At 71.0% G+C, this 12,649-nt stretch carries 12 protein-coding genes; 2 read left to right on the top strand and 10 right to left on the bottom strand.

The features are described from left to right. Positions 1–8 precede the first annotated feature (8 nt). The 4 genes from JSX79_RS10075 to JSX79_RS10060 are packed head-to-tail and all read right to left on the bottom strand — an operon-like array spanning position 9 to position 4,100. On the bottom strand, positions 9–1,031 hold the full coding sequence (locus JSX79_RS10075; protein WP_071296003.1) for an ABC transporter substrate-binding protein: 1,023 nt from the start codon (positions 1,029–1,031) through the stop codon (positions 9–11). A gap of 11 nt (positions 1,032–1,042) precedes the next feature. Beyond that, a complete protein-coding gene (locus JSX79_RS10070; RefSeq protein ID WP_070418178.1) occupies positions 1,043–1,909 on the bottom strand; it encodes an ABC transporter ATP-binding protein in 867 nt (288 codons plus the stop codon). Beyond that, the gene (locus JSX79_RS10065) at positions 1,906–3,024 is read right to left on the bottom strand and encodes an iron chelate uptake ABC transporter family permease subunit (RefSeq protein ID WP_229086029.1); all 1,119 of its coding nucleotides are present in this window, start codon (positions 3,022–3,024) and stop codon (positions 1,906–1,908) included. The genes JSX79_RS10070 and JSX79_RS10065 overlap by 4 nt, the downstream gene beginning before the upstream one ends. Next, on the bottom strand, positions 3,021–4,100 hold the full coding sequence (locus tag JSX79_RS10060; protein ID WP_229086028.1) for an iron ABC transporter permease: 1,080 nt from the start codon (positions 4,098–4,100) through the stop codon (positions 3,021–3,023). The genes JSX79_RS10065 and JSX79_RS10060 overlap by 4 nt, the downstream gene beginning before the upstream one ends. Before the next feature lie 28 nt (positions 4,101–4,128). Here JSX79_RS10060 and JSX79_RS10055 point away from each other — a divergent pair, with 28 nt between their 5' ends. After that, complete coding sequence (locus JSX79_RS10055) at positions 4,129–4,968, top strand: siderophore-interacting protein (protein ID WP_229086027.1); 840 nt, start codon at positions 4,129–4,131, stop codon at positions 4,966–4,968. Positions 4,969–4,984: 16 nt separating this feature from the next. Here JSX79_RS10055 and JSX79_RS10050 read toward each other — a convergent pair whose 3' ends face one another. From JSX79_RS10050 to JSX79_RS10035, 4 genes are all read right to left on the bottom strand, one after another. After that, a complete protein-coding gene (locus JSX79_RS10050) occupies positions 4,985–5,497 on the bottom strand; it encodes a hypothetical protein (protein ID WP_229086026.1) in 513 nt (170 codons plus the stop codon). Between the two features lie 118 nt (positions 5,498–5,615). Then, positions 5,616–6,530 (bottom strand): carbohydrate ABC transporter permease, encoded by a 915-nt coding sequence (locus tag JSX79_RS10045; RefSeq protein WP_083413944.1) that lies wholly within the window; start codon positions 6,528–6,530, stop codon positions 5,616–5,618. Position 6,531: 1 nt separating this feature from the next. Continuing rightward, entirely contained in the window at positions 6,532–7,503 is a 972-nt protein-coding gene (locus JSX79_RS10040) for a carbohydrate ABC transporter permease (protein ID WP_070418180.1), read from the bottom strand. Positions 7,504–7,526: 23 nt separating this feature from the next. Then, positions 7,527–8,894, bottom strand: a complete 1,368-nt coding sequence (locus JSX79_RS10035; protein WP_070418181.1) for an extracellular solute-binding protein — start codon at positions 8,892–8,894, stop codon at positions 7,527–7,529. 226 nt (positions 8,895–9,120) lie between these two features. Here JSX79_RS10035 and JSX79_RS10030 point away from each other — a divergent pair, with 226 nt between their 5' ends. Then, a complete protein-coding gene (locus JSX79_RS10030) occupies positions 9,121–10,623 on the top strand; it encodes an alpha-N-arabinofuranosidase (protein ID WP_070418182.1) in 1,503 nt (500 codons plus the stop codon). Positions 10,624–11,049: 426 nt separating this feature from the next. Here JSX79_RS10030 and JSX79_RS10025 read toward each other — a convergent pair whose 3' ends face one another. Beyond that, positions 11,050–11,343 carry a hypothetical protein gene (locus tag JSX79_RS10025; protein ID WP_070418183.1) on the bottom strand — a complete coding sequence of 98 codons (294 nt, stop codon included), beginning with the start codon at positions 11,341–11,343 and terminating at the stop codon, positions 11,050–11,052. A 163-nt stretch (positions 11,344–11,506) separates the two neighbouring features. Further along, positions 11,507–12,493: a LacI family DNA-binding transcriptional regulator gene (locus tag JSX79_RS10020; RefSeq protein ID WP_267484295.1), complete on the bottom strand. Its 987-nt coding sequence runs from the start codon at positions 12,491–12,493 to the stop codon at positions 11,507–11,509. Between the last annotated feature and the right edge of the window lie 156 nt (positions 12,494–12,649).

The raw sequence follows: 12,649 nt of genomic DNA, 5'->3' as shown, positions 1-12,649 counted from the left end.
GGTGGCGACTACGACAGCTTCTTGCTGTCCTCGAGCCAGCCCGCGAGCTGCTGCATGTAGCCGGCCTGCGACGCGTAGTCGAGCGCCGGGAAGGTCCAGCTGTGCACCTGGCCGGCCTCGAGCGCCGCGTTGTCGGCGAACGTCGGCTGCTTCTCGAGGTCGGCGACCTGGTAGCCCTGCTGCGACAGCAGGATCACGTCCCCGGAGATCTGCCCGGCGTTCTCCCACGAGTAGATGCCCCAGTAGAAGCCCTTGGGCTTCGGGTTCACGAAGTCGACGCCGAAGGACGTGTACATCTGCAGCGTCGGCTCGTCGCTCGGGCGGGTGACGTAGGCGCCGTCGCCGTCGGCGTACATCGAGACGACCGAGAGGTCGGACTCCTTCGCGGCCTTCTCGAGGTCGTCCGCTGCGGTCTCGAAGCGGTCCTCGGCCGCGTCGACCGTGGATTCCTTCGCACCGAGCGACTCGGCGAGGTCGGCGATGGTCTTGATGACGTCCTCGCCCTTGCCGCCCCACTTGACCTGGGCGACCGGAGCGATCGCCTGGACCTGCTTCTGCTGTTCCTTGTCCTTGAAGCCGTAGCCCGGCTGGGTGGTGTCGAGCGTGCCCTTCTCGTCCGTCGGGTAGACCGAGGTGACGACGAGGTCGGGCTTCAGCGCGGCGAGCTGCTCGAGGTCGATGTCGCCGTAGGCCTCGCCGAGCTGCGTGATGCCGTCGGTGTCGAGGTCGTCGAAGCGGGCGTCCTTCGCCATGGTGAGCTGCCCGAAGGTGCCGACCGGCTTGAGCCCGTACTCGATGAACGAGATCGCGATGTCGTTGAGCACGACGATGCGCTTCGGGGTGTGGTCGACCTTGACGGTCGTGCCGGTTGCGTCCTTGTACGACCAGGCGCCGTCGGCCGCGGCGCTGCTGCCGCTGCCGGCGCTGTCGTCGGAGCTGTTCGTGCTGGAGCAGCCGGCGAGGAGGAGGGCCGAGACGGCCACGGAGGTCACGAGGGCGGCGCGGAAGGAGCCGCGGCGGAAGGTCTTCACGTTAGGAGAGGCTAACCTAAGTTGAGCGCGCCCGCCAGTTCGTCGTGGCGGACCACGTCGTGCTCGTCGGCCTCGGGGACGATCATCGGGGCCCCGGTCACCGGGTCGGCGACGACGCGGGCGTGCAACCCGAACGCGCGTTCCAGCAGCTCCGGCGTGAGGACGTCCGCCGGGGTGCCGTCCGCTGCGACACCGCCCTCGTGCAGGACCACGAGCCGGTCCGAGTACCGGGCCGCCAGCGTCAGGTCGTGCAGGACCATGACGACGGTCGATCCCTGTTCGCGGTTGAGGCGCCGGACGAGCCGGAGGACCTCGAGCTGGTGCGCCAGGTCGAGGTAGGTTGTCGGTTCGTCCAGCAGGAGCGTCTCGGCCTGCTGCGCGACCACGAGCGCGATCCACGCGCGCTGCCGCTGCCCGCCCGACAGGCTCGCGACGTCCCGGTGGGCGACCTCGGTCAGACCGGTCGCCGCGATGGCCTGCTCGGCGACGTCGGCGTCGTCGGCGGTCCACGGCTTCGCCCACGACTGGTGCGGGTTCCGGCCGCGCATCACCAGGTCGAGGACGCTCGTGCCGGCCGGGGCCACGGGGGACTGCGGCAGGATCGCGAGCTTCTTCGCGACCGCTCGGTTCGACTCCCGGCGGATCGGGGTCCCGTCGAGGTGGACCTCGCCGGCCTGGGGCTTGAGCACCCGGCCGAAGGCCTTGAGGAGCGTGGACTTCCCGCAGCCGTTCGCGCCGAGGAACGTCGTGACGGTGCCCCGCTCGATCCGCAGGTCGAGGTCGGAGAGGACGGGGTGCCGGTCGTAGCCGACCGCGAGCCCGCGGGCCTCGAGCACGGGGACGGTGGCGTCGGTCGTGGTGTCCGGGGTGGGGGTCATCGGGACATCTCCTTGCGGTGACGGATGAGGAGCCAGATCAGGTACGGGGCGCCGATCACGGTCGTGATGATGCCGACCGGCACCTGCCACGGGAACGCCGACCGGGCGAGCAGGTCCGCGGCGAGGACGAGGGCGGCACCGAGCGCTCCGGCGAGCAGCAGGGGTGGACGGTTCGTGCCGGCGAGCCGGAGCCCGACCTGCGGGACGACGAACGCGACGAAGCCGACCGGGCCGGCCGCGGCGACGGCGGCGGCGGTCAGGACGACCGCGAGCGCGATCACGACGAGTCGGTGTCGCTGCACGGCCAGGCCCACCCCGGTCGCGACCTCGTCGCCGAGCTGCCCGATGCCGAGTGCGGCGCTCGTGGCCAGGGCCAGGGGGACGGCGATCGCGGCGATCACGAGCAGCGGCCAGACGCTCGACCACGAGGTGCTCGACAGGCTGCCGACGAGCCACTGCGAGGCCGCCGCTGCCGCCGTGATCTTCGCGCGGACGAGCAGGTAGCTCGTGACGGCGTCGAGCGTGGCGCTCACGCCGATGCCGACGAGGATCAGCCGGTAGCTCTGCACGCCGCCGCGCCACCCGAACCCGTACACCGCCGCGGCCGCGAGGAGCGCACCGATCGTCGCGGCCACCGGGATGCCCCCGCCGAGGACGATCGCCGAGACCGAGTACGACCCGCCGCCGAGCACGATCGCGGCCACCGCTCCGACGCTCGCGCCGGAGGTCACCCCGATGATGTCGGGCGTCCCGAGGGGGTTCCGCGTGAAGGTCTGGGTGAGGGCGCCGGCGACACCGAGGGTCAGGCCGACGAGTGCGCCGGTGAGGACGCGGGGGAGGCGCAGGGTGGAGACGATGAAGGCGTCCGGCCCCGTCTCGAGACCGAACAGCGAGCGGAGGACCGTGGCCGGGGCGATCCAGGTCGAGCCGATCGCGACACCGAGGACGATCAGGACGCCGACGGCACCGAGCGCTGCGACCGTGTACCAGAAGACGCGGGGGCGCCAGGCGAGCCCGACGGGACCGACCACGACGCCGCGACGACCGGCAGCGGCCTGCGCGCGGGGGTGTGCTCCCGTGCCCGTGCGCGTTCGCGCCTGCTCCGCCGCGCTCACAGCGACACCAGCGATCGGCGACGTGCGACGGCGACGAACACGGGCCCGCCGATGACGGCCAGGACGATGCCGACCTCCACCTCGGCGAAGCCCCCGATCAGGCGACCGACCACGTCCGCGAGCACGACGAGCGCCGCACCCACCAGCGCGGACACCGGCAGGGTCCAGCGGTGCCCCGTGCCGACGAGTGCCCGGGCGACGTGCGGCACCGTGAGGCCGACGAACCCGATCGGGCCCGCGGCGGCGGTCGCCCCGGCGGCGAGGAGCGTGATGCCGCCGAGTCCGACGAGCCGCGCGACGAGCACGTTCTCGCCGAGGCCCTTCGCCAGGTCCGTCCCGAGCCCGAGCGCGTCGAGCGCCCGCACGTTCAGTACGGCGAGCACGAGTCCGACGACGAGGAACGGCCAGACCGCTCCGAGGACGTCGAGCTGCCGTGCCGCGAGCGACCCGACGACCCACAGGCGGTACGCGTCGAGCGAGTCCTGGTCGGTGAGCACCACGAACGACGTCAGGGCACCGAGCAGCGCCGAGACCGCGGCGCCGGCGAGGGCGAGGGGCACCGGGCTCGCGGTCCCGCTGCCCGCGATCGTCACCGAGAACACGACCACGCTCGCCACGAGGGCCCCGACGAGCGCGAACCACACCGTGGCGCCCGTGCTCGTGATGCCGAACACGTAGACGCCGATCACGACCGCGAGGCCGGCACCGGACGAGACGCCGAACAGGCCCGGGTCGGCGAGGGGGTTCCGGGTGTGCCCCTGCATGAGCAGGCCCGCGATCCCGAGCGCCGCTCCGACCGCGGCACCGATGAGGGTGCGAGGGATGCGGGAGCCCCAGACGATCGCCTCGTCCGTGCTGCTGCCGGTGCGCATGAGCCCGTCGAGGACGCGGTCTGCGCCGATCCGGTTGCTGCCGAGGAGCAGGCTAGCGACCGCCACCAGGGCGAGCACCACGACGAGGGCGACGATCACCAGGGCCCGGCGTCGGACGGCGGTTCGGTGCACGCCGAGCGCGTCGGTCGGACGCGTGGCGGGGGCCTCCCGGACGGGAGCCAGGGTGGGGATGGGGGCTGGCACGGAGATCATCTTAGGTTAGCCTTGCCTCATGGCGAAGATCCCGCGGCTCCTGCCCGAGAACCCCCGGCTCTTCCGCGCGCGGGTCGTCCGCACCGAACGGGTCAGCCCGTCGATGCACCGCGTCACGGTCACCGGTGACGACCTGCACGAGTTCCGGTACCTCGGGTTCGACCACTGGTTCCGCCTGTTCGTGCAGCGCCCGGACCAGGACGCCTTCCGGATGCCCGACCTCGACGGCACGAAGTGGTGGCCGACCTACCTCGCCATCCCCGAGGACGTCCGCCCGCACTGCGCGAACTACACCGTCGCGGCCTTCCGCCGGCTCGCCGACGGCACACCCGAACTCGACGTCGACTTCGTCGTGCACACCGACGCGGACGGCACCCCAGAGGGGCGCGCAGCCATCTGGGCCTGCGACGCCCGCCCCGGTGACGAACTCGCGATGCTCGACCAGGGCTGCATCTTCGACTGCCCGCCCGACACGAGCGAGGTGCTGGTCGCCGCCGAGGAGACCGGCCTCCCCGGGGTCGTCGGCATCGCCGCCTCGCTCCCGCGCGACGCGGTCGGCCGCATCATCCAGGAGGTCCCGTCCAGAGGCGACGTCCGCCCCCTCGACGCACCCGCGGGTGTCTCCGTCACCTGGATCGTCCGCGACGAGGTCGCCCCGCACGCGGTCCCGGGTCGGGCGGCGCTCGCCGAGCTCCAGCGGCATGTCCCGGCCGACGACCGCGGGTACGCCTTCGTGGTGGGCGAGTCGACGCTCGCGACGGAGGGGCGTCGACACCTGCACCGTGCCGGGCTGCCGAAGTCCCGGATCACGTTCTCCGGCTTCTGGAAGCACCAGGCCCGCGAGTCCGTCTCCGCCTGATCCGCACCCCGTCGCGTCAGGGCGTCCAGCCCCGCGGCACGATGGCCGCGTCCCACAGCGCCCGCCCCGACCGATCGGCGGTGCTGACGTCGAGCATGATGCCGTCGGCGTCGGCGGGCACCGTGATGGACAGGCGGGTGGTCGCGCCGCAGACGATTTCGCCCTCGTCGAGGACCGTGCGGGGATCCGTCGACTCGCCGTCGTGCTCCTTCTGCGCGGTGAAGTCGCGGATCGTCAGGTGCACGGTCGCCGTCGAACGGCACACCGCGAGGACGTCGTACGGGCCCGAGAGCTCGTACTGGAGCGCGGCTGACCCGGTGACCGGTCCGTGGTCGTCGTCGTCCGCGAGGAGCTGCCCACCCGCTCCGCCCTGCCCGTCCTCGCCGCCGCCGAGGAGGGTCGTCATGCGGTCGAGCCACGCCTGCCCGTAGTCCTTCGGGAACGCGTCGTGGTGCGCGCACCCCGTCAGGGACAGGAGGACGCCCGTGGCGGCGATGGCGGCGAGCAGCCGCCGGTGGGTCTTCGGCACCCCGCGATCATGCCGGACGACGCGGCGGGCCGGCCACCCCGCGTCCGGGGTCCCCACATGCGGGACGGGAGGAACGGCGCCAGCTGGCACCGTCCCTCCCGTCCGTCCTGTGGTCGCGTCAGCCCTTGAGGCCGGAACCCGTCACACCCTCGACGATCTGCCGCTGGAAGATCAGGTACAGGATGATCAGCGGTAGCGCCGCCAGGATCGCCCCGGCCTGGATGTCCGCGTAGCGTTGACCGAAGCTGCCCTGGACCGTGGCGAGCCCGACCGGGATCGTCATGAGGTCCGGGTTCGACAGCACGAACAGCGGCAGCAGCAGGTTGTTCCAGACCCCGACGAACGTCAGGATCGCCACCGCCGCGATGACCGGACGCGAGAGCGGCAGGATCACCGACCAGTAGATCTTCCACATGCCGGCGCCGTCGATGCGCGCCGCCTCCTCGAGCTCCCGGGGGATGCCGTCGAAGAACTGCTTGAAGATGAACACCGCGATCACGGCGGGCACCTGCGGGAAGATGACCGACCAGTAGGTGTTCAGCAGGCCGACCGAGTTGAGCTCCTGGAAGATCGGGATGATCAGGACCTGCGTCGGGATCATGATGCCCAGGATGATGAGCAGGAACGCGACGTTCCGCCCGCGGAAGGCGAGCCGGGACAGCGCGAACGCCGCCATCGACGCGAACAGCACCGTCAGGGCGGTCGTCACGAGGCTCGTGATGCCGCTCGCCAGGTACCAGTTCCAGATGTCGCCGGCCTGGAACAGTGCCGCGTAGGAGTGCAGCGTCGGGTTCCAGTTCGACAGGATCGAGTTGGCGCCGAGGGCCGCGACGCCGTTGTCGGACAGGGACGTCTTCAGGGCGAACAGGCTCGGGATGAGCCAGATCACCGCGAAGACGCCGAGGATGATGCCGGCGACGAGGTTGAAGCCCTTGCCGGAGACGCCGATCTTCGCGGCGTTCGCCGGTGCCGCGGCGGAGACCCCGGTGCGGAGCTTCGGGCGGTCGGTCGTGATGCTCTCGGTGGTGGTCACGTCAGGCACCCATCTCTCGCTTGGCGGCAGCGCGCTCGACGATCTGCCGGATGATCGCGATCGCGACGATCACGATGAACAGGAGCACCGACGCGGCCGATGCTGCGCCGAGTCGGTTGTCGGTGAAGCCGACGCCGGTGATGAGCTGCAGCGAGACCTGGGTCGAGATGCCCGGTCCGCCGTTCGTCATCAGGTACACCTGGTCGAAGATCTTCAGGCTGGCGATGATCTGCAGCAGGATGACCAGCGTCGTGGTGCGGCCGAGCAGCGGGAGCGTGATCGACTTGATCTGCTGCCAGTTCGACGCGCCGTCGACGGCCGCCGCCTCGTACAGTTCGCGCGGGATCTCCTGCAGGCCGGCCAGGTAGAGCACGAAGTTGAAGCCGAGGGTCCACCAGACCGTGGCGATCGCGACACCGATCATCGCGGTGTTCGGGCTCGCCAGGACGCCGGCGCCGGGGGTCAGCCCGAGCGCCGACTGGATCGACGCGAACAGACCGGTCGCAGGGGTGAAGATGAACACCCAGATCAGCGAGATCGTCGCCGACGGCAGGATGAACGGCAGGAAGAACGCCAGTCGGAAGAACCACTGGCCGCGGTTCATCCGGTTCGTCAGCACGGCGAAGAGGAACGCCAGGATGACGAGCGGCGGTGTCGTGTAGAGCGTGAACTGCAGGGTGTGCCAGAGCGACGACCAGAAGTCGTCACGGCCGAGCATCTCGGCGTAGTTCGCGAACCCGGCGAAGCTGCCGAGCCCGGTGCGGACCGTCGAGGTGTTGAAGAAGCTCGACACGATCATCCACACCGTGGGGCCGAGCAGGAAGGCCAGGTAGAACAGGCCGAAGGGGGCGAGGAAGAGCCACCCCGTGCGGCCCTGGCCGCGCGTGAGGCTGGTCCGGAAGGAGCCGGCCCGGCGTGCACGCGGCGCCGTGGTGGCGTCGGTGGGCCGGTCGAGGACAGGTGCTGTGGTCACGTCATCGTGCCTTTCGCGCGGGCTTACAGCGGGCTCGGGGTGTTGAGGTAGGTGGACAGCTGGGACTTGATCGCGGACATGGCCTGCGCGGGGGAGCTGCTGCCCTGCTGGACGAGGGCGAGCTGGGCACCGACCGTGTTCTCGAAGGTCGACCCCGATCCGCCGTACCAGGCCGGGTCGTCGAACACGGCGCTCTCGGCGGCCGAGGCGTAGTTCGACTGCGGCGTGAGCTTCTTGTACGCGGTGCTGTCGTAGGTCGGCATGTAGGCCGGGACGTGACCGCCCTGCGCCCACGTGAGGCTCTGCTCGAGCATCTGCTTGATGAAGAGCATGTGCGCCTTGCGCTGCTCGGGCGTGCGGTCCTTCCTCGGGAGGATGAAGGTGTGCGAGTCGGCCTGCGTCGCCGGCTTGTCGAAGAGCTGCGGGATCGGCGCCATGCCGAACTTCAGGCCCTTGATGGACTGCGCCGTGCTGATCTCCCACTCGCCCTGCATGAAGAAGCCCGCCTTGCCGGTGAACATCAGCGTCTGCGCGGTGGCGTAGTCGAGGCCCTTGTTGAGCCAGCCGTTCTTCACCCACTTCTGGGTCATGTCGGTGACCTTCGTGTACGCGTCTTCGTTGACGGTGAGCTTCGCGCCACCGTCGCTGATGAACGGCGTCGCACCGTCGATCTGGTTGTACATCGTCCAGAAGAACCGCCACGGGGTCGCGATCTCGCTGACGTTCGCGACGTTGAGGGCCGTGCCGCCGGTGACCTTCGCGACCGCGGCGAGGGCGCTCTCGAAGGCGTCGATCCCGGTCAGGTCCTTGAGGTTGCCGTCGCTGTCGATGAGGCCGGCCTTCTGGCAGACATCAACGTTGTAGAAGAGCACGAACGGGTGGGTGTCGAGCGGGATGCAGATGTTCTTGCCGTCGGTCTTCTGCGCCGTCCACGCCTTCTGGTTGAAGTCGCTGGCACTCAGGCCGACGCTCGCCAGGTCGTCGTTCGTGATCGGGTCGAGCAGGTCGCCGTCCCAGAGCGGCTTGGCGCGGGTGAGGTGGGCGATCGCGACGTCCGGCGGCTTGTTCCCGACGGTGGCCAGTGTGACCTTGGAGTAGTACGGGTTGCCCCACGCGAACGTGGTCGCCTGCAGCGAGGACGAGCCGCCGTGCTGCTTGGCGTAGCCGGCCTCCATCTCCTGCATGCGGAGGCCGTCACCGCCACCGAACAGGTTCCAGAAGACGAGCGTCTCCGGGTTGAGCGGTGCACCGGCGATGCCGGCGGCGAGGGGGCTGGAGCAGGCGGCGAGCGGCAGGACCGTCGCGGCGGCTGCGCCCGCGGCGAGGAGGCTCCGCCGTGTGAAGGCGCCGCCTCGTGGGTGCGGGGTGGGTACGGGGATTCGGTTCGGCATGGCATCACTCCATCGGGACGGGCCGAGTCGGAGCAGGGTCGGTGCTCCGTGAGCGCTCACATTAGCGCGCGTCCCGGCGTGCCGCCACCCTTTCGGCGCGGGTGACGACCGATCCGTGATGTTCGTGGCCACCCCCTTTCGTGTCGCGCGGAAAGCCGCTAGCGTTTCGGGAACGTGAGCGCTCACTTTCGCCGAGCGCAGGCAGCCCCACGATCGAAGGAGATCCATGCCCCGCACACACCTCGTCCTCGACGCCGCGTTCACCGTGGGGCCGGTGCGACGTCGCCTGTTCGGCGGGTTCGTCGAACACCTCGGACGCCACGTCTACGACGGCATCCACGAGCCGTCGCACGAGACCGCCGACGAGCACGGCTTCCGCAAGGACGTCGTCGAGCTCGTCAAGGAACTCAACGTGTCCGCGATCCGCTACCCCGGCGGCAACTTCGTCTCCGGCTACAAGTGGGAGGACGGCGTCGGCCCGGTCGAGCAGCGCCCCCGCCGACTCGACCTCGCCTGGCACTCGACCGAGACGAACGAGGTCGGCCTGCACGAGTTCCAGCACTGGCTCGACCAGGTCGGCTCGGAGCTCATGCTCGCCGTCAACCTCGGCACGCGCGGCACGCAGGAGGCCATCGAGCTCCTCGAGTACGCGAACATCGACGCCGGCACCGCCCTCAGCGAGTACCGCAAGTCGAACGGTCGCCAGGAGCCCTTCGCCATCAAGATGTGGTGCCTCGGCAACGAGATGGACGGCCCGTGGCAGCTCGGTCACAAGAACGCCGAGGACTACGGCAAGCTCGCCGCCATGACCGCCAAGGCCATGCGGCAGATCCAGCCCGACCTCGAGCTCGTGGCCTGCGGTTCCTCCGGGGCGTCGATGCCGACGTTCGGTGAGTGGGAGCGCACCGTCCTCGAGCACACCTACGACGACGTCGACTACATCTCCGCCCACGCCTACTACGAGGAGGGCGACGACCTCGCCTCCTTCCTCGCCTCCGGCGTGAACATGGACCACTTCATCAAGACCGTCACGACCGCCGCCGACCACGTCCAGGCGCAGAAGAAGTCCGACAAGCGGATCGACATCTCCTTCGACGAGTGGAACGTCTGGTCCATCTCGAAGTGGAACGAGCAGCAGAAGACCTTCGAGCTGCAGGACTGGCCGGTCGCCCCGCGCCTGCTCGAGGACGTCTACACGGTCGCCGACGCCGTCGTCGTCGGTGGCCTGCTCATCTCGCTGCTGCGGCACGCCGACCGCGTCGCCTCGGCCTCGCTCGCGCAGCTCGTCAACGTCATCGGCCCGATCATGACCGAGCCCGGTGGTCCGGCCTGGCGCCAGACGACGTTCTTCCCGTTCTCGCTGACGTCGAAGCTCGCCAACGGCACGTCGCTGCAGGTCAAGGCCTCGGGTGACACGGTCGACGGCGGCAAGTACGGCGAGGTCCCGGTCGTCGACTCGGCCGCCACGGTCTCGGACGACGGCGCCGCGGTGTTCCTCGTGAACCGGCACCCGTCGGAGTCGACCACGGTCACGATCGACCTCGCCGGCCTGTCCGTCGACGGTGACGTCCGTGCCGAGGGCGTCTGGGACGACGACCTGCACGCCGTGAACGACCTGGCGAACACCGAGCGCGTCGGGCTCCGCACGAACGAGTCCGTCCGCCGCGAGGGTGACACCATCACGATCGAGCTCCCGCCGGTCTCCTGGACCGCCGTGTCGATCGGCTGAGACGCCTCGGCGCACGCTGCGGCGGGCGTCGAGTGAGCACAGAGGGCGTCGGACCGCTTCGCGGTGCCGGCGCCTTCTGCCGTGCGGCCGCGGCCCGGGGCGGGGCGGTCGCGACTTCACGGGGCGGTCGCGACTTCACGGGGTGGGCGACACTCCACGGGGCGGCTGGCGCGTGAGGTGTCGGTGGGCGCGTGAGGTGCGCGACGGCGGACGGGAGGCGCGGTGCGGGCTGGCGCCGCGGCTCCCGTCCGGCGGCGGTGCGGCGCAGTCCGTGCTGCGGAACCGACAGCGTGCCGCGTGCGGCGCGCGTCCGTGTCGCCAGGGCGACAGATGTGCGCCGGAGGTTCGCTGTGACGTGTCGCTTTCGCGACGGCGGACGGGAGGCGCGGTGCGGGCCGGCACCGCGCCTCCCGTCCGGCGGGCTCGTCAGGCGTGCGGCGGCGGCGTGCAGCGGACGGCGCGGGCCCGCCACGAGATCTCCTCGACGAAGGCGGCCGTGTCGGGGCCGAGCGGATCGTCGGCGGCGTCCTCGACGAGGAGCCCGAGCGCCGGGGCGAGCAGGAACGACGTCGTCGTGGTGCTCCCGAACGCGTCGACGGTGGGGACGGCGACGGTGTCCGCCAGTCCGGCGTGCGCGAGTGCTGCGGCGTAGTCCAGCACGGCGTCCGCGGCCTCGTCGGAGGTCAGGACGGCGGTCAGGCCGTACACGATGTTCTTCATGATCCGAACGCGCCGAGGTGGGGAGATGAGGACCGCAGCGGTGGCTCGTCCTCCGGACACACGGAAGTGGCGCACACCCGGGGCCGGGACAGCAGACCGGCTCCGTGTGCACGGTACGCCCCGCGCGCTGACCGTGTGACGGACGCCGTGGCCGCGGGGTGCGTCAGGCCGGCGGCGGCGCCGTGCTCGCCCGGACCACCAGGCGGACCGGCACGAGGTCGGCCTCGGCGCGGACCGGCTGCCCGTCGATCTGGGCGAGGAGGTTCCGGACCGCCCGGCGCCCGACCTCGTCGAAGGACTGGTGCACGGTGGTCAGCGGCGGCCAGAAGGAGTCGGACTCGGGGGAGTCGTCGAAGCCCACCACGCTGAGGGTCTCCGGCACGGGCCGCCCGAGTTCGTGGGCGGCGCGGAGCACCCCGAGGGCCGTCTGGTCGTTCGCGGCGAACACGGCCGTGATCTCGGGGCGGCGGGCGATCTCCTGCCCGGCGCGGTACCCGGACTCGGCGCCCCAGCCGCCGCGGAACACCGGCGGGACGGTGCGCCCGGCGGCCTCGAGCGTGGCCTGCCAGGCGGCGAGGCGTCGGGCGGCCGAGTACGACGACTCGGGGCCGGCGACGTGCCAGACGGTGTCGTGCCCGAGGTCGAGCAGGTGCTGCGTGGCCCGGCGGGCGCCGTCGGCCTGGTCGGTGTCGATCGCCGGGTGCTGCGTGGTGCCGGTCGAGTCGACGACGACCATCGGGACGCCGTCGGGCAGGACGACCTCGGCCGTGTCGATGATGTGCGACTCGATGATGATGACGACCCCGTCGACGGCCTGTTCGTGCAGGCGGGAGAAGGCCGAGCGGACGCCTTCCTCGGTGCGGGAGGCCATCGGCAGCAGCGTGATCGTGAAGTCGGCGACACCGGCCGCGTCGGCGATCGCCTCGAGCGTGCGCATGTTGCCGTACGACGCGAGGGTGAACATGATCACGCCGATCGTCCGGAAGCGCCCGGAGCGGAGGGCCCGGGCAGCGCGGTTCGGGCGGTAGCCGAGGTCGTCCATGACGCGCTGGACCCGGTCGCGGGTGTCCGGCGAGACGTTGTCGAAGCCGCGGGCGACGCGGGACACGGTCTGCATCGAGACCCCGGCGGCCTCGGCCACGGCGGCCATCGAGGGGGACCGGCGCGTGGCGGACATGTCGGTCGTCACGGGGTCTCCCATCGGTGCGAGTGGACGTCGAGCGCGACGGCCTGCACCGGACGCTAGCGCATGTTGACGTTGCCATGCTATCGTCGCGCCGTTCGATGTTGACGTCAACATCGACGG

Origin of the sequence: Curtobacterium sp. GD1 (assembly GCF_020882855.1) — a bacterium.
Classification (GTDB): Bacteria; Actinomycetota; Actinomycetes; order Actinomycetales; family Microbacteriaceae; genus Curtobacterium.
The sequence above is the reverse complement of the archived record's forward strand: the minus strand, read 5'-3'. Positions and strand labels throughout refer to the sequence as shown.

Excerpts from the sequence above, each read along its gene's own strand:
- JSX79_RS10070 (WP_070418178.1), bottom strand. The coding sequence starts at position 1,909 with ATGACCCCCACCCCGGACACCACGACCGACGCCACCGTCCCCGTGCTC.
- JSX79_RS10055 (WP_229086027.1), top strand. The coding sequence starts at position 4,129 with ATGGCGAAGATCCCGCGGCTCCTGCCCGAGAACCCCCGGCTCTTCCGC.
- JSX79_RS10035 (WP_070418181.1), bottom strand. The coding sequence starts at position 8,894 with ATGCCGAACCGAATCCCCGTACCCACCCCGCACCCACGAGGCGGCGCC.
- JSX79_RS10030 (WP_070418182.1), top strand. The coding sequence starts at position 9,121 with ATGCCCCGCACACACCTCGTCCTCGACGCCGCGTTCACCGTGGGGCCG.
- JSX79_RS10025 (WP_070418183.1), bottom strand. The coding sequence starts at position 11,343 with ATGAAGAACATCGTGTACGGCCTGACCGCCGTCCTGACCTCCGACGAG.
- JSX79_RS10020 (WP_267484295.1), bottom strand. The coding sequence starts at position 12,493 with ATGGCCGCCGTGGCCGAGGCCGCCGGGGTCTCGATGCAGACCGTGTCC.